Source organism: Bradyrhizobium sp. CCGB12, assembly GCF_024199845.1.
Classification (GTDB): domain Bacteria; phylum Pseudomonadota; class Alphaproteobacteria; order Rhizobiales; family Xanthobacteraceae; genus Bradyrhizobium.
Map to the genome: position 1 here is coordinate 3,248,226 of NZ_JANADO010000001.1, position 15,309 is coordinate 3,263,534.

At 63.5% G+C, this 15,309-nt stretch carries 17 protein-coding genes; 4 read left to right on the top strand and 13 right to left on the bottom strand.

Going from position 1 to position 15,309, the window contains the following annotated elements:
• Positions 1 to 15 precede the first annotated feature (15 nt).
• From NLM27_RS15655 to NLM27_RS15675, 5 genes are all read right to left on the bottom strand, one after another.
• The gene (locus tag NLM27_RS15655) at positions 16 to 669 is read right to left on the bottom strand and encodes a tetratricopeptide repeat protein (protein WP_254144154.1); all 654 of its coding nucleotides are present in this window, start codon (positions 667 to 669) and stop codon (positions 16 to 18) included.
• Between the two features lie 163 nt (positions 670 to 832).
• Entirely contained in the window at positions 833 to 2,425 is a 1,593-nt protein-coding gene (locus NLM27_RS15660; RefSeq protein ID WP_254144155.1) for a class I adenylate-forming enzyme family protein, read from the bottom strand.
• A 73-nt stretch (positions 2,426 to 2,498) separates the two neighbouring features.
• Positions 2,499 to 3,083: an NnrU family protein gene (locus NLM27_RS15665; RefSeq protein WP_254144156.1), complete on the bottom strand. Its 585-nt coding sequence runs from the start codon at positions 3,081 to 3,083 to the stop codon at positions 2,499 to 2,501.
• 69 nt (positions 3,084 to 3,152) lie between these two features.
• Entirely contained in the window at positions 3,153 to 3,728 is a 576-nt protein-coding gene (locus NLM27_RS15670) for a hypothetical protein (RefSeq protein ID WP_254144157.1), read from the bottom strand.
• A gap of 305 nt (positions 3,729 to 4,033) precedes the next feature.
• The gene (locus NLM27_RS15675; RefSeq protein WP_254144158.1) at positions 4,034 to 5,656 is read right to left on the bottom strand and encodes a peptide chain release factor 3; all 1,623 of its coding nucleotides are present in this window, start codon (positions 5,654 to 5,656) and stop codon (positions 4,034 to 4,036) included.
• A 176-nt stretch (positions 5,657 to 5,832) separates the two neighbouring features.
• On the opposite strand from NLM27_RS15675, the gene sugE reads away from it, so the two are divergent.
• Positions 5,833 to 6,147 (top strand): quaternary ammonium compound efflux SMR transporter SugE, encoded by a 315-nt coding sequence (gene sugE, locus NLM27_RS15680; RefSeq protein WP_254144159.1) that lies wholly within the window; start codon positions 5,833 to 5,835, stop codon positions 6,145 to 6,147.
• Here sugE and NLM27_RS15685 read toward each other — a convergent pair.
• The 7 genes from NLM27_RS15685 to NLM27_RS15715 all read right to left on the bottom strand — a co-directional run bounded on the left by NLM27_RS15685 (position 6,140) and on the right by NLM27_RS15715 (position 12,619).
• Positions 6,140 to 7,144 carry an inorganic phosphate transporter gene (locus NLM27_RS15685; protein ID WP_254144160.1) on the bottom strand — a complete coding sequence of 335 codons (1,005 nt, stop codon included), beginning with the start codon at positions 7,142 to 7,144 and terminating at the stop codon, positions 6,140 to 6,142. The two genes, sugE and NLM27_RS15685, sit on opposite strands and share 8 nt — an antisense overlap.
• A gap of 12 nt (positions 7,145 to 7,156) precedes the next feature.
• Positions 7,157 to 7,801, bottom strand: coding sequence for a DUF47 domain-containing protein (locus tag NLM27_RS15690; protein WP_254144161.1), 645 nt, complete (start codon positions 7,799 to 7,801; stop codon positions 7,157 to 7,159).
• 157 nt (positions 7,802 to 7,958) lie between these two features.
• Positions 7,959 to 8,927, bottom strand: a complete 969-nt coding sequence (locus NLM27_RS15695; protein WP_254144162.1) for a branched-chain amino acid ABC transporter permease — start codon at positions 8,925 to 8,927, stop codon at positions 7,959 to 7,961.
• 2 nt (positions 8,928 to 8,929) lie between these two features.
• On the bottom strand, positions 8,930 to 9,793 hold the full coding sequence (locus tag NLM27_RS15700) for a branched-chain amino acid ABC transporter permease (protein WP_254144163.1): 864 nt from the start codon (positions 9,791 to 9,793) through the stop codon (positions 8,930 to 8,932).
• A 72-nt stretch (positions 9,794 to 9,865) separates the two neighbouring features.
• Positions 9,866 to 11,089: an ABC transporter substrate-binding protein gene (locus NLM27_RS15705; protein ID WP_254144164.1), complete on the bottom strand. Its 1,224-nt coding sequence runs from the start codon at positions 11,087 to 11,089 to the stop codon at positions 9,866 to 9,868.
• 35 nt (positions 11,090 to 11,124) lie between these two features.
• Positions 11,125 to 11,871, bottom strand: a complete 747-nt coding sequence (locus NLM27_RS15710; RefSeq protein WP_254144165.1) for an ABC transporter ATP-binding protein — start codon at positions 11,869 to 11,871, stop codon at positions 11,125 to 11,127.
• Positions 11,864 to 12,619, bottom strand: a complete 756-nt coding sequence (locus tag NLM27_RS15715; protein ID WP_008551999.1) for an ABC transporter ATP-binding protein — start codon at positions 12,617 to 12,619, stop codon at positions 11,864 to 11,866. The genes NLM27_RS15710 and NLM27_RS15715 overlap by 8 nt, the downstream gene beginning before the upstream one ends.
• Positions 12,620 to 12,940: 321 nt before the next feature.
• Here NLM27_RS15715 and NLM27_RS15720 point away from each other — a divergent pair, with 321 nt between their 5' ends.
• Complete coding sequence (locus NLM27_RS15720; protein WP_254144166.1) at positions 12,941 to 13,621, top strand: hypothetical protein; 681 nt, start codon at positions 12,941 to 12,943, stop codon at positions 13,619 to 13,621.
• On the opposite strand, the gene NLM27_RS15725 is transcribed toward NLM27_RS15720, so the two are convergent.
• Positions 13,618 to 13,977 carry an ArsC family reductase gene (locus NLM27_RS15725; protein ID WP_254144167.1) on the bottom strand — a complete coding sequence of 120 codons (360 nt, stop codon included), beginning with the start codon at positions 13,975 to 13,977 and terminating at the stop codon, positions 13,618 to 13,620. The genes NLM27_RS15720 and NLM27_RS15725 overlap by 4 nt on opposite strands.
• A 123-nt stretch (positions 13,978 to 14,100) precedes the next feature.
• Here NLM27_RS15725 and NLM27_RS15730 point away from each other — a divergent pair, with 123 nt between their 5' ends.
• Positions 14,101 to 14,472, top strand: coding sequence for a tRNA-binding protein (locus tag NLM27_RS15730; RefSeq protein ID WP_254144168.1), 372 nt, complete (start codon positions 14,101 to 14,103; stop codon positions 14,470 to 14,472).
• A 203-nt stretch (positions 14,473 to 14,675) separates the two neighbouring features.
• A complete protein-coding gene (locus NLM27_RS15735; protein ID WP_254144169.1) occupies positions 14,676 to 15,308 on the top strand; it encodes a TetR/AcrR family transcriptional regulator in 633 nt (210 codons plus the stop codon).
• Position 15,309: the final 1 nt, after the last annotated feature.

A 15,309-nucleotide genomic window follows, 5' to 3' on the forward strand; every position in this document is an offset into this window, starting at 1 on the left:
TACGTCAGAGAGCCGTCAGCTTTTGGCGACGGGTGGCAGCAGAGCCTGGAGCGCTTCGGCGCGCGAGCGCAGGCCGGGCGGCGTTTCGCCGTCCTCGGCAATCGCGTCGAGCCATTTGCGGGCTGCGGTCATGTCGTTGTTGCGCCAGGCCGACAACGCCAGCATCTCGCGGGCGCTGTGGCGGAAGGTCGATTTCGGCGCGGCCGAGGCGTCCAGCCGCTGCTGCATGTCGGCGTAACTGGCGGTGTCGAGCAGCAGGCCGGCGGCCCGGAGCTTGGCCAGATCCTGCCACTCGCCACCAACGCTGCGGTCGGCGGCAATGTCGTCATACATCTTCGCGGCGGCCTTGGGATCGCGGCTGGCGGCCTCGGCCGCAGCGCGCAGCCGCGCCAGGGTGCGATAGCCGGACGGAGCCTTGGCGGCGAGCTCGGTGAAGGCCTTCTCGGCGTCCGCGTGCTTGTCCTGCTCGGAGAGCTCGACGGCCTTGTCGAAGGCCGCGCCGGCCTCGGCGGCCTTCTTGGTTTCAAGATATTGGTAGCCGCGCCAACCGGCGACGCCGGCCACGATCAGCACCATCAGGGCGATGAAGTAGATCGAATACTTGTCCCACAGCTTCTTGAGCTGTGCGCGACGTACTTCCTCGTCGACTTCGTCAAATAAATCAGACACTTATGCTAATCCCATACCCGTCCGGGTGCGCGCGCCAAAGCGTTCGCGTCAGGAATCCCGTCCCCACGTGGCGGCGAGGTACCCTAATGATATGGCGGTGGCAAGGCAAAGCGAGCCCGATCAAGGCGTTAACCACCCGGGAGAGCCCGGAGGACTGGCCGGCTCAGGTCCCCAGGAGCTCCCGCAGCTGCCGCTTCAGCACCTTGCCATTGGCGTTGCGCGGCAGCGGCTCGGAGGTGATCGCCATGGTTTCGGGGACCTTGTAGTCGGACAGCCGCTCAGCGCACCAGGCACGCAAGGCCTCGCCGGCGACCGGGCTCCGCGTCACCACCACGGCGTGGACGCGCTCGCCCAGCACCGGGCACGCCTTGGCGATGATCGCACTTTCGACCACGGCGGGGTGGCCGGCCAGCACGGATTCGACCTCGGCCGAATAGATCTTCAGGCCGCCGCGGTTGATCATGTCCTTCTGCCGGTCGAACACGCGGACGAAGCCATCGGCATCAACGGAGCCGAGGTCGCCGGAGTGCCAAAATCCACTGGTGAAGCTTTCGGCGGTGGCCCTCGGGTTGTTCCAGTAGCCCTTGATGACGGAGGCGCTCTGGATCCAGAGCTCGCCGATCTCGCCATGGGGCAGCTCGCGCCCATCTGTCCCCATCGCGACGATGCGCGCGCCCGGGCACGGCAGGCCGACGCTGTCGATATGGCTCTCCGTCAGCTCGCCCGGCATGATCGTCGAAGGCGACGTCGTCTCGGTCGCGCCGTAGCAGTTCATCAGCTTCAGACCGGGGATCTTGATCTTGAGCTTCTCGATGGTGGCGACCGGCATCGGGGCGCCGCCGAAGCCGCCAATGCGCCAGTTCGACAGATCATGGCCGTCGAAATCGGGCTGGAGCAGGCAGAGATTGTACATCGCCGGCACCATCACCGTGTAGGTGACGCGCTCGCGCGCGGCGAGCTTGAGGTAATCGGCGGCCTTGAACTCCGGCATGATGATCAGCGCACCACTGCTGCGGATCATGGTCGTGATGTTGGCGACGACACCGGTGACATGGCCGAGCGGCACCGCGGCGATCGACCGATCCGCCGCCGTCAATTGCAGACAGGACACGAACACCATCGAGGAATGGATGATGTTGCAATGGGCCAGCATTGCGCCTTTCGGCTTGCCTGTCGTGCCCGAGGTGTAGAGGATCATCGCGGTGTCCTCCTCACTCACCTCGACCGGCGCGGAGGCCGGCGCGTTGTCGGCGAGCACGGAAAAACCCGACCGTGCCGGATCGTCGTCGATGGCAATGCGATGGATCACATCGGGCACATCTTTCGCATCGGGCAGCCGCTCGGCGAGCGCTGCCTCGTGGATCAGGATCCTGGCGCCGCAATCGTTGAGCACATAGGCGATCTCCGGCTTTTGCTGGCGCGTACCGAGCAAGACCGTGACCAGCCCCTCATGCGCGGCGGCGAACAGCAGCAGCGGAAATTCGATGCGGTTGCCGAGCAGGATGGCGACGCGGTCGCCGCGTTGCAGGCCGAGCTTGCGAAATCCCGCCGCAATCCGCGCGGCCTGCTCTACCGCTAGCCGCCAGCTCAGCCGGACATCGCCTGCGATCAGCGCTTCGCCATCGGCGTTGCGGCCGCGCGCTTCCGCGATCATCGCCCACAAGCTCGCTGGCCGATCCGAAAATGCCGGCACCACCCGATCGTCAAAGCGCGCCTCGAACCGCATCGGCGGGATCTGAGATTGCGACCAATCCATCGAAGGGCCCTCGGCTTGTTGCTCTTGTTACCTTGCGCGCATGGACATCCGGGTCGCGTCTTGTGCTGACCGGCTAGACGCCTATCACGGGCACACCGATCACGACCGGATGGAACGCGAAGGCCAGCGCCAGATAGGCAACGACGCCAACCGCGACTGCGATCAAATCGTTGGTGACGCCGCCCACCGGTATAGGCGGGCCGCCGGAATCGGTACGGTGCTTCAGCGAAATGCGGTCATACACGGCCCAACCCAGGAACGAGCCGAACAGGATGATCGAACCAAGGTCGCCATTGGCGAGCAGATGCGCGGCCGCCCACAGCTTGATGCCGGCCAGCATCGGATGCTTCAGTGTCGCATAGATGCGGCCGCGCAAATACGAGGCCACCACCAGGATGACGGCGGGCAGCATCAAGGCGAGCGTGATGTGCTTGAGCGCCTTCGGCGGATACCAGACGTCGATCCAGCCGGAGCTGCGGTAATGAGCATAGCCCCAGATGATCAGCGCAAGGCCCGCGAGCGAAACAAGCGAATAGAGGATCTTGTAGGTTCCCTCGCCCAGCCTTGCGATCGCCTGCGCGCGCGCCTTGCGTTTCGTAGTGAAAATATGGGCCGCGAAAAACACCACCAGCCCCAGGATCATGACAAGCAGACCCACATCATCCTCCCCTCAAGCAGCCCCCGTCTCTGAGGTATCATCGATTGGCAGCTGCTCGCAACTGATGCGCTACTTCGCAAGCCCGCGATTATCTACATAGCGGATCGCGATCGGCCTGCCCGCCAGCGCACCGCCAAGGCCGCTGGTGAACTTCAGCGGCAGGCACGCGTTCAGCGATGCGTTGATGGCGTCGAGATAGGTCGTGCGGGTGCCGGCCGGCACGCCAGCGGTCGCGTATGTGAGGCGCGGCGGGCCGATCAGGCCACCCGTCTTGTTGAAGCTGAAGCGCACCGACATCTGCATGCCCTCGCGCGCATTGGTCGATGGCGGCGACCAGCAACTGCGCAACTCTGCAAAGAGATCGCCGATCGTATCGAGGTCGTGGTCCGGCTTCCGGTATTTGGCGCGGTCGGCCTCCGCAGGCATGCTTTCGATCGTGAGCTGGAGGTTCTGGCCATAGGGATAGTCCATCTCGGGAATGCAGGGGCCGGGCTCGAGCGGGCTGCAATAAGACGGCGTGCAGGGCCTGCCGTCGAGCACGCTGCACGGCTCGTGCGAGAACGGGATCGGATTGATCTGCCGGGGTCGCTCGTCGGCGGCGACCGGTGCCGCCATCAGGAGAAAGATGAGGATGCCGCGCCACATGCCTTGAGCTCGCGATGATGTTTGGAAAGACGTGGCATCGTCAATGAACGCGTCAAGCCCGCGGCTGTTCACATGCTCGCGTTCAGTGCACACTGTCGTCGCCCGGCTTGGCGGGGCGACCCAGTATTCCAGAGACGTTTGTGATCAAGTCGATGGGCCGCGGCGTACTGGATGCCCCGGTCCCGTCTCCGCCAAGGCTACGCCGGGGCCCCAAGGGTGCTCGGCCGCCGAAGCTTTAGCGAAGGCGGCAAGCCGGGACATGACAGCGGGGGTGCGGGCGCACAGCGGTGAGCGCGACGAGCACCCTACCCCTTCTTCTTGACGTCCTTGACGTTGGTGAACTCGATGCCCTCGGCGCGTTCCCTGGTATAGCCGAGATAGAACTCGTTCCGCGCCAGATACACGGGATCGCCGTCGACATCGTCGGCGATGCTCGACGTGTTGGCCGCGATGAAGGTATCGAGCTTCTTGCGGTCCTCCGAGGAGACCCAGCGCGCGAGCTGGAACTCGCTGACCTCGAACTCGACCGGCAGCGAATATTCCGCCTCCAGCCGCGCCTTGAGCACGTCGAGCTGGAGCGCACCGACCACGCCGACCAGCGCAGGCGCGCCGTCGCGCGGGCGGAACACTTGCACCACGCCCTCTTCCGACATCTGCTGAAGCGCTTCCTTCAGCTTCTTCGCCTTCATCGCGTCGGTGAGACGCACGCGGCGGACGATCTCCGGCGCAAAGCTCGGCACGCCGACGAAGTTGAAATCCTCGCCCTCGGTCAGCGTGTCGCCGATGCGCAGCGTGCCGTGATTGGGAATGCCGACGACATCGCCGGCAAAGGCCTCGTCCGCAACCGACCGGTCCTGCGCGAAGAAGAATTGCGGGCTCGACAGCGGCATGCTCTTGCCGGTGCGCACCAGCTTCGCCTTCATGCCGCGGCTGAGCTTGCCCGAGCAGAGCCGCGCGAAGGCGATGCGGTCGCGATGGTTCGGATCCATGTTGGCCTGGATCTTGAACACGAAGGCGCTCATGCGCGGATCGGTCGCCTCGACCTTGCGCTGGTCGCTGTCCTGCGCGCGCGGCTCGGGCGCGAACTTGCCGAGGCCTTCGAGGAGATCGCCGACGCCGAAATTGCGCAGCGCGCTGCCGAAATAGACCGGCGTCAGATGGCCCTCGCGGAACGCTTCGAGCTCGAACGGCTTTGAGGCCTCGGTGACAAGCTCGAGCTCGTCCTTCACTGCGGAGACGTCGAGATTGCCGTTGAGCTTGGCAAGCTCCGCGATCTCGATCTGCTGCGCCGCGCCGGTCTTGGCGCCGCCGCCTTCGAGCAGGCGCACGCCGCCATTGACGACGTCATAGGTGCCGAGGAAGTCGCGGCCGCGGCCGACCGGCCAGGTCATCGGCGTGGTGTCGAGCGCCAGCGTCTTCTCGATCTCGTCGAGCAGCTCGAAGACGTCGCGGCTCTCGCGGTCCATCTTGTTGATGAAGGTGATGATCGGGATGTCGCGCAGGCGGCACACCTCGAACAGCTTCCGGGTGCGCGCCTCGATGCCCTTGGCAGCGTCGATCACCATGACGGCGGAATCGACCGCCGTGAGCGTGCGGTAGGTGTCTTCCGAAAAGTCCTCGTGGCCCGGCGTGTCCAAGAGGTTGAAGACGAGGCCCTCGAACTCGAAGGTCATCACCGAGGTCACGACCGAGATGCCGCGCTCGCGCTCGATCTTCATCCAGTCCGAGCGCGTGTTGCGCCGCTCGCCCTTGGCCTTGACCTGCCCAGCCAGGTTGATGGCGCCGCCGAACAGCAGCAGCTTCTCCGTCAGCGTGGTCTTGCCGGCGTCGGGGTGGGAGATGATCGCAAAGGTCCGTCGCCGCGACACTTCAGCGGCAAGCGGGGAACGGGCCGGCGATTCGGCTGTGGTGGTGGCGATGTCGGACATGGCGGGAGCGTTTGGCAGGGAAAATGGGCCTGATCAAGCCTCATTTGGTGATTGCGGAGCCTTCCGGCCAGTCCCATATCGGCCTTGGCCATACTGGCCTTGGGGGGAAGGACGACCTTCCCGTTTCTCAGCACCTCAGCCGCGGGGACGACCCTGCCTTGGTACGGAGGGTCGTCATGGCCTGGAGCATTTTGTTCGTCGCCGGTCTTCTCGAGATCACCTGGGCTATCGGCCTGAAATACACCGAGGGTTTTACCAGGCTGGTTCCGTCCGTCATCACGCTCGTGGCCATGGCCGGCAGCGTCATCCTGCTCGGACTCGCGCTCAAATCGCTGCCCGTCGGAACCGCCTATGCGGTCTGGACCGGGATCGGCGCGGTCGGCACCGCAACGCTCGGCATCATCCTGTTCGGCGAGCCGGCCACCGCGTTCCGCCTCGCCAGCATCGCCCTGATCGTCGCGGGGATTGCCGGGCTGAAGTTCGTTACTTGATGATCTGGACCGCCCACCAGGTCAGCGCGGCGACGATGGCGGAGGCCGGGATCGTGATCACCCAGGCATAGACGATCGAGCTCGCGACGTTCCAGCGCACCGCCGAAACACGGCGGGCGGCGCCGACGCCGACGATGGCACCGGTGATGGTGTGTGTCGTCGAGACGGGAACGCCGAGGAACGTCGCCATGAACAGGGTCGCAGCGCCCCCGGTCTCGGCGCAGAAGCCCTGCATGGGCGTCAATTTGGTGATGCGCAGGCCCATGGTGCGGACGATCCGCCAGCCGCCCATCAGCGTGCCCAGCGCCATCGCCGCCTGGCAGGACAGCACCACCCAGAACGGCACGGAGAATTCGCCGCCGAGATGGCCCTGCGAATAGAGCAGCACCGCGATGATGCCCATGGTCTTCTGGGCGTCGTTGCCGCCGTGACCGAGCGAATAGAGCGAGGCCGAGGCGAATTGCAGGATGCGGAAGGCGCGATCGACCGCGAACGGGGTCGAGCGCACAGAGGCCCAGGACACGATGGCCACCAGCATCATCGCGAGCAGGAAGCCGACCAGCGGGGACAGCACGATGGCCAGCACCGTCTTGGACAGGCCGCTCCACACAGCCGCCGAGATCCCTGCCTTGGCCATGCCGCCGCCGACGAGACCGCCGATCAACGCGTGCGACGACGAAGAGGGAATGCCGAGCCCCCAGGTCACGAGGTTCCAGACGATCGCGCCGACGAGAGCCGCGAAGATGACCTGGGCATCGACCACCGCGGGATCGATGATGCCGGTGCCGATGGTCTGGGCGACATGCAGCCCGAACACCATGAAGGCAATGAAATTGAAGAACGCGGCCCAGAACACCGCGAATTGCGGCCGCAGCACGCGGGTCGAGACGATGGTCGCGATCGAATTGGCGGCGTCATGCAGGCCGTTCAGGAAATCGAACAGCAGTGCGACGGCGATCAAGCCGACCAGGATGGGAAAACCCAACGCAGCATCCACGACGGCCCTGCCCTAAACTTGCTCGATCACGATGCTGTTGATCTCGTTGGCGACGTCGTCGAAGCGATCGGCGACCTTCTCCAAATGGTCGTAGATCTCTGCGCCGACGACGAAGTCCATCGCATTGCCGTCGCGATGCTTGAGGAAAAGCTCCTTCAGCCCGATGTCATGAAGGTCGTCCACGCGGCCCTCCAGCTTACCCAGCTCCTCCGTGATCGCGGTCAGCATGGCGACGTTCGGGCCGATCGACTGCATCAGCGGCAGCGCGCGGCCGACCAGATTGGCGCATTCGATCAGGAGCCCGCCGATCTCGCGCATCGGTGGCTCGAAGGCACGAACTTCGAACAGCATCACCGCCTTGGCGGTCTGCTGCATCTGGTCGATGGCATCGTCCATCGAGGTGATCAGGTTCTTGATGTCGCCGCGGTCGAATGGGGTGATGAAGGTGCGGCGCACCGCCGTCAGCACCTCACGGGTGATGTTATCGGCGTCGTTCTCGAACTGGTTGACGCGCTGGCAATAAACCGGCGTCTCCTCGCCCCCGTTCAGCATACCCTGGAGCGCGATCGAACCCTGGATCACGGTCTGAGCGTGACGGTCGAAAAGGTCGAAGAACCGTTCTTCCTTGGGCAGGAAAGCACGAAACCATCGCATCATGGGGATAGGCTACCGGTTGGAAATGGCCCGGCCCTGTCAGGGCCGTCATAAAACTGTCATAGACCATTTTCGATCCGCGCGCGTGTCACCTCACGCCCACGGAGCCGGGTCATCCACCGGATTATCGCACCAACGAAATTGGTGCGATATCAATAATTTAGAGCGACCGGCGGAAGTAATGGGCGATTTCGCCGATGACGCCGCGGCGGAAGGTGAGCACGCAGATCACGAAGATCGAGCCCTGGATCACCGTCACCCACTGGCCGAAACCCGCCAGATATTGCTGCATGGCGATGATCACGAAGGCGCCGACCACGGGGCCGAAGACGGTGCCGAGACCGCCGACCAGCGTCATCAGCACGACCTCGCCCGACATCGTCCAATGGACGTCGGTAAGAGAGGCATTCTGCGCCACAAACACCTTCAGCGATCCGGCGAACCCGGCCAGCGTGCCTGACAGGACGAAGGCCAGGAACTTGTACTGGTCGGTGCGGTACCCGAGCGAAATCGCGCGCTGCTCGTTCTCGCGGATCGACTTCAGCACCTCGCCGAACGGCGAGTTGATGATGCGGAAGATCAGCAGGAAGCCAGCGAGGAAGCCGACCAGCACGACGTAATATAGCACCGTCGGCTTGGAGAGATCGAACACGCCGAACATGCGCCCCTGCGGGATGCCCTGGATGCCGTCCTCGCCATGGGTGAACGGCGCCTGGAGATAGATGAAGTACAACAGCTGCGACAGCGCCAGCGTGATCATCGAGAAGTAGATGCCCTGGCGGCGGATCGAGATGTAGCCGGTGATGATCGACAGGACGAACGCCGCGGCGATGCCGACGAGGATGCCGAGCTCGGGCGGCAGCGCCCAGACCTTCAGCGCATGCGCGCTGCAATAGCCTGCGGTTCCCAGGAACATCGCGTGGCCGAACGACAGCAGCCCGCCATAGCCGACCAGCAGATTGAACGCGCAGGCAAGCAGCGCAAAGCACAACGCCTGCATCACGAAGAACGGATAGACGCCCGTGAATGGCACCGCCGCCAGCAGCAGTGCCATCACCACGAAGACGATCATCTCGTCGCGCATCGCGCGCGGGTTTGCCGACAGCGTGTCGTCTGTCAGGGTTGTCATAGTCAGGCCGCCCTTCCCGTCAATCCCGTTGGCTTCACCAGGAGTACCAGCACCATCAGCACGAACACGACGGTGTTGGAGGCCTCGGGGTAGAAATACTTGGTCAGGCCCTCGATCACGCCAAGCGCAAAGCCGGTGATGATGGAGCCCATGATCGATCCCATGCCGCCGATCACGACCACCGCGAACACCACGATGATGAGATCGGCGCCCATCAGCGGCCGCACCTGGTTGATCGGCGCCGAGAGCACGCCTGCGAGCGCGGCAAGGCCGACACCGAGACCATAGGTCAGCGTGATCATGCGCGGCACGTTGATACCGAAGGCGCGCACCAGCGTCGGGTTTTCAGTGGCGGCGCGCAGGTAAGCGCCGAGCTGCGTCTTCTCGATCAGGAACCAGGTCGCAAAGCACACCACCAGCGAGAACACGACGACCCAGCCGCGATAGATCGGCAGGAACATGAAGCCGAGATTCATGCCGCCCCTGAGCTGGTCCGGAATGGCGTAAGGCAGGCCGGAGGAGCCGAAATAGTTCTGGAACAGGCCCTGCACGATTAACGCGATGCCGAAGGTCAGGAGCAGGCCGTAAAGATGGTCGAGCCCGGTCAGCCATTGCAGCATGGTCCGCTCCAGGATCATGCCGAAGATGCCGACGATGATCGGCGCCAGCAGCAACGCCCACCAGTAGTTGATGCCGCCGAGGTTGAGGAGGAAATAGGCGACGAAGGCGCCCATCATGTAGAGCGCGCCATGGGCGAAATTGATGATGTTGAGCATGCCGAAGATCACGGCAAGCCCAAGACTGAGCAGCGCGTAGAACGAGCCGTTGATCAGTCCCACCAGTAGCTGAGCGTAAAGAGCCTGCATCGATCCCGCACCCGGTCCCTTCGGCGTTCCCTGAAAGTCGCCCGCAGGCCTGAAGGCCTGCGGGCCGTCATCTTACTTCTTCAAGAGCGCGCACTTGCTCTCGGACAGCGGCGTGAAGGCCTGGTCACCCGGCACCGTGCCGACCAGCTTGTAGAAGTCCCACGGCCCCTTGGATTCCGAAGGCTTCTTCACCTCGAACAGATAGGCGTTGTGGATGGTGCGCCCGTTGGGCTGGATCTCGCCCTTGCCGAACAGATCGTCCTCGGTCGGCATCGACTTCATCTTCTCGACGACCTTGACGCCGTCATGCGAGTTGCCGCCAAGCGCTTCCAGCGCCTTGAGATAGTGACGCACGCCCGCATAGACGCCGGCCTGCACCATGGTCGGCGGTGCATTGTTCTTCATCTTCGCGGCGAAGCGCTTGGAGAACGCCCGGGTCTGGTCGTTCATGTCCCAGTAGAAGGTCTCGGTGAAGTTGAGGCCCTGCGCCGTCTCCAGGCCGATCGCCTTGACGTCGGTGAGGAACAGCAGCAGCGCCGCCAGCTTCTGGCCGCCCTTGACGATGCCGAACTCGGCCGCCTGCTTGATGGTGTTGGTGGTGTCGCCGCCGGCATTGGCAAGGCCGATGATCTTGGCCTTGGAAGCCTGCGCCTGAAGCAGGAACGAGGAGAAGTCCGGCGTGTTCAGCGGATGCTTGACGCCGCCGACCACCTTGCCGCCGTTGGCGGTGATGACCGCCGTGGTGTCGCGCTCGAGCGCCGCGCCGAAGGCGTAGTCCGCGGTCAGGAAGAACCAGGTGTCGCCACCGGCCTTCACCAGCGCCTGACCGGTGGTGTGGGCCAGCATGTAAGTGTCATAGGTCCAGTGCACCGTGTTGGGCGAGCACTGCGCGTTGGTGAGGTCCGAGGTCGCCGCACCGGAGTTGATGTAGACGCCGTTCTTTTCCTTGACGACGTTGTTGACGGCGAGCGCGACGCCCGAGTTCGGCACGTCGACGATGACGTCGACCTTGTCGACGTCGAACCACTGCCGCGCGATCGCGGTGCCGATGTCGGGCTTGTTCTGGTGATCGCCCGAGATGATGTCGATCTTCCAGCCCTTCGCGGCAAGGCCGGAATCCTCAACGGCCATCTGCGCGGCGAGAGTAGAGCCCGGTCCGCCGAGGTCGGCATAGAGCCCGGACTGATCGGACAGCGCGCCGATCTTGACGGTCTTGTCCTGCGCGGACGCAACGCCTGCTGCGGCGAAGGTAAGCGCGGTCGTCAGCAGCAATGACGCAATCGACCTGGTGTTCATGCAACTTTCCTTTTTGAATTTTCTCGTTGGCAGTTCTAGACGCCGAGATAGGTGTGGAGCTTGTCCATGTTGGCGGCAAGCTCGGCGTTGGAAAACCCGTCAATGATCTTGCCGTGCTCGACCACGTAATATCGGTCGGCCACGGTCGATGCGAAGCGGAAGTTCTGCTCGACCAGGAGGATCGTGAAGCCTTCCTTCTTGAGCCGCGCAATGGTGTGGCCGATCTGCTGGATGATGACAGGCGCAAGGCCCTCGGTCGGCTCGTCCAGCATCAGGAAGCTCGCGCCGGTGCGCAGGATGCGCGCGATCGCCAGCATCTGCTGCTCGCCGCCCGACAGCTTTGTGCCTTGGCTGTTGAGCCGTTCCTTCAGGTTCGGAAACAGGTCGAAGATCTGATCGAGCGGCAGTCCGCCTGCACGTACGACCGGAGGCAGCAGCAAATTCTCCCGCACGTCGAGGCTGGAGAATATCCCCCGCTCCTCCGGGCAGAACGCAATGCCCATGCGCGCGATCTTGTCGGAGGTCGCGCGGATGATGTCCTGGTTGTTGAACTTCACCGAACCCGAGCGCTTGCCGATGATGCCCATGATCGACTTCAGCGTGGTCGTCTTGCCGGCGCCGTTGCGCCCGAGCAGGGTGACGACCTCGCCCGCATTCACGTCGAAGTTGATCCCGTGCAGGATGTGAGACTCGCCGTACCAGGCTTCCAGGTTGCGGACTTGAAGGATGTTTCCGCCGGTCGCAGCCTTTGCCGGAGCCTCGGCGATCGCAGTGTCAGGCATGACCGGCTCCCAGATAGGCTTCCTTGACGCGCTCGTCCTTGGTGAGCTCGGAGTAATGCCCTTGCGCGAGCACCTGCCCGCGCGTCAGCACGGTGATGATGTCGGAGAGATTGGCCACGACGCTCAAATTATGCTCGACCATCAGGATGGTATATTTCGCGGAGATGCGCTTGATCAGCGCCGCGATCTTGTCGATGTCCTCGTGACCCATGCCGGCCATCGGCTCGTCCAGCAGCATCATCTCAGGGTCGAGCGCGAGCGTGGTTGCGATCTCCAGTGCGCGCTTGCGCCCGTAAGGCATCTCGACCGCGGGCGTGTTAGCAAACTCGCTGAGGCCGACATCGTTCAACAACTCGCGCGCGCGATCGTTGAAGCGGTTGAGCACGGATTTGGAACGCCAGAAGTCGAACGAAGAGCCGTGCTGGCGCTGAAGTGCGACGCGGACGTTTTCCAGCGCGGTGAGGTGGGGAAACACCGCTGAAATCTGGAATGAACGAACGAGACCCATGCGGGCCACGTCGGCCGGCGCCATCGCAGTGATGTCCTGCCCCTTGTACAGGATCTTTCCGGCGGACGGTTTGAGGAACTTGGTCAAAAGATTGAAGCAGGTCGTCTTGCCGGCCCCGTTCGGGCCGATCAACGCATGAATGCTCCCACGGCGAACCTTGAGCGCAACGTCGCGGACGGCGAAGAAGCCCGCGAACTCCTTGGTCAAGCCTTCCGTTTCGAGAATGAACTCATCGGCCAAACAGATTTCCCCCTGCCCGCACGACGCGCTGGCCGCGCGTGGCTGTCCTTGTTTACTTCGGCTTTCCGGAGGGCCTTGGAGCCCATCCGGAACGCCGCCTCCGGGCGCGGAATATGCCGGAGGTGACGGGGGTTAGGCAAGGCGGAAAGCTGAGCAGATCAGGCCTCCGGCTGGGATACGAATGCTCCCTTAGTCGGAGATGTTTTGACGTCGTGCCTGCCCGGCCTCCCGGTTCGCAAAAGCACCGGTCATCAAGTCGTCGTTAACGGTCTTTGGTCGCGCGCGCCAGCCTTCATAGAAAATTTTCCCGCGGCGAAGATCATGTGCGGGTTTTCACATGCCGGGAATATTGTTTTGGATTTCGCGAGCGCCGCACCCTCCGTCGTCAAGTCGATCAGGCAGCGTGATCTCCTGAATACGTGGCTGCGACTTTATGCGCGCCGGCAGGTCGCACCGGCGATCTGGGAGTACCAGCCTGCGCGGCTCGAGGAAGAGCTGTCCGATCTCATCTATTACACGGTGGACGGTTCTGGGCCGACGCCGGACCTGACCATCCAGAGCGAAGGCACGCGCATCTCGCGCGCCTATGGGCACACCGGCAAGGGCATCCTGCTGCACGACTATGTCGGACCGCGGCTCGCGCCTTTCGTGATGCCCATCTATCATGAATGCGTCGCGCGCGGGCTTCCGGTTTACAGCGTTGCCGACGTCGACGACATCTACGGACGCATCGTCGCCTATGAGCGGCTGCTGCTGCCGTTCCTGACCGACGACAAGGTCAGCCACGTCATCGCGTCGGTGAAGACCTTCTGCGAGGACGGCGGCTTCGAGATCAAGAATCTGATGCGCGGAAATGACGCGCCGCCGCGTCCGAGGCAGCGCGCCGTGATCGACCGCGACCTGTTTCATCGCGCGCCTGGCCGCATCGCTGCTGCCGACGTGGTCGAACTCGCCGACCAGTCCGGCCCAAGCGTCACCGCCGAAATCATCGAGCTGAACTAGCGCGCTTTTGCCCCGACCTCCTTGGCATAGATGTCAGGCTTGAAGCCGACCAGCAGCTTGCCGCCAACCTCCAGCACCGGCCGCTTGATCATCGATGGTTGCGCTAGCATCAGCGTCAGCGCCTTCTTCTCGCTCAAGCCTTCCTTGTCGGCGTCAGGCAGCTTCTTGAAGGTGGTGCCGGCGCGATTGAGCAACGTCTCCCAGCCGACCTTGTCGCTCCACTGCTTGAGCTTGTCCTTCTCCACCCCCGCGGTCTTGTAGTCGTGGAAATCATAGGCGATGCCATGGGTGTCGAGCCAGGCGCGCGCCTTCTTCATGGTGTCGCAATTCTTGATGCCGTAGATGATGTTGGGCAAATCGTCCCTCGCACATGCGTCGTATCGTGATCGCCGGGGCGTTTTACGTCCCCGGGCGTTGTACGAAACTCCGGTTCGCGCGACAATATCGCGAACCACGCCAACTCTCCGAACGGACAGACCATGCACGTCACCCACGATCCCGCGGCCAGCGCCTCGCCGACAATCGACTTCAACAGCTTCCTCGCCGTCGATATCCGTGTCGGCACCATCGTGGACGCCAAGACGTTCCCGGAGGCGCGCAAGCCGGCCTGGCGGCTGTGGATCGACTTCGGCGCCGCGATCGGCGTGCGCAAGAGCTCGGTGCAGATCACCGAAAACCATCCGCTCGAGACGCTGGTGGGGCAACAGGTCGCCGCCGTCGTCAATTTCCCGCCGCGCCAGATCGGTCCGGTTGTCTCGGAGGTGCTGACGCTCGGTTTCCCCGACGCCGAGGGCAAGGTCGTGCTGGTACAGCCGAGCAAGCCCGTGCCGAACGGCGGACGGCTGTTCTAACGGCAGGCGATCAAGGCCCGCGCTGTAACCATCGCCGCGCGACGGCTTGATCCTCCAATTTTCCGGCGGCGGACTTGACCAGGATGAGCTTTTTCCAATAAAAATGACTGATCGATCGTTTTTTATTCTGTCTGGGCTCTAGTCAGACAAATCCTGACAAGCCATAAAACGATCAATCTGTCAGTTATTTACGAGCGCCCCGGATGCCCAAGATCAGCGACAAGCAACGCGAAAGCCGGCGGCAGCAGATTCTCGAGGCCGCCCTCGCCTGCTTTGCCGAAAACGGTTTTCACCAGACCGGCATGGCCGACATCGTCAAGCGGTCCGGGCTGAGCCACGGCGCGGTCTATCTCTACTTTCAGAGCAAGGACGATCTGATCGAGGCGCTCGCCGACGACCGGCATCGCCGCGAATCCGTGCTCAACTCGGTCGCGCAGGGATCGGGCGATCCGATCGAAGGTCTTCACGCGCTGATCCGCGTCTACGCGCAATGGCTCACTGATCCCACAGGCGAAGCCCGGCGTCGCGTCGGCGTCCATGGCTGGGCCGAAGCCCTGCGCAACCGTCGCGTCCGCACCAGCGTCGTCGAAGGCATCGACATGCCGCGCGCGCTGATCGTGGCGCTGGTCGAGCGGGGCCAGCATGACGGACTCATCAAGCGTGACCTCGGCGCTGATGCGATCGCACGTGTGCTGATCGCGATCTTCCAGGGCTTTGTGCTGCAAAAATGTTGGGGTGAGGATTTTGACGTCGAGGCCTGCATGCCGGCCGTCGCCGGCGTGATCGACGGCTTTCGCACGACAAGGTCCAACGTCGGGCGACGAACCAGGGCGTGAG

Excerpts from the sequence above, each read along its gene's own strand:
- NLM27_RS15675 (WP_254144158.1), bottom strand. The coding sequence starts at position 5,656 with ATGTCCGACATCGCCACCACCACAGCCGAATCGCCGGCCCGTTCCCCG.
- sugE (WP_254144159.1), top strand. The coding sequence starts at position 5,833 with ATGGCCTGGAGCATTTTGTTCGTCGCCGGTCTTCTCGAGATCACCTGG.
- NLM27_RS15700 (WP_254144163.1), bottom strand. The coding sequence starts at position 9,793 with ATGCAGGCTCTTTACGCTCAGCTACTGGTGGGACTGATCAACGGCTCG.
- NLM27_RS15670 (WP_254144157.1), bottom strand. The coding sequence starts at position 3,728 with ATGTGGCGCGGCATCCTCATCTTTCTCCTGATGGCGGCACCGGTCGCC.
- NLM27_RS15660 (WP_254144155.1), bottom strand. The coding sequence starts at position 2,425 with ATGGATTGGTCGCAATCTCAGATCCCGCCGATGCGGTTCGAGGCGCGC.
- NLM27_RS15710 (WP_254144165.1), bottom strand. The coding sequence starts at position 11,871 with ATGCCTGACACTGCGATCGCCGAGGCTCCGGCAAAGGCTGCGACCGGC.
- NLM27_RS15695 (WP_254144162.1), bottom strand. The coding sequence starts at position 8,927 with ATGACAACCCTGACAGACGACACGCTGTCGGCAAACCCGCGCGCGATG.
- NLM27_RS15735 (WP_254144169.1), top strand. The coding sequence starts at position 14,676 with ATGCCCAAGATCAGCGACAAGCAACGCGAAAGCCGGCGGCAGCAGATT.
- NLM27_RS15720 (WP_254144166.1), top strand. The coding sequence starts at position 12,941 with ATGTGCGGGTTTTCACATGCCGGGAATATTGTTTTGGATTTCGCGAGC.
- NLM27_RS15730 (WP_254144168.1), top strand. The coding sequence starts at position 14,101 with ATGCACGTCACCCACGATCCCGCGGCCAGCGCCTCGCCGACAATCGAC.
- NLM27_RS15690 (WP_254144161.1), bottom strand. The coding sequence starts at position 7,801 with ATGATGCGATGGTTTCGTGCTTTCCTGCCCAAGGAAGAACGGTTCTTC.
- NLM27_RS15705 (WP_254144164.1), bottom strand. The coding sequence starts at position 11,089 with ATGAACACCAGGTCGATTGCGTCATTGCTGCTGACGACCGCGCTTACC.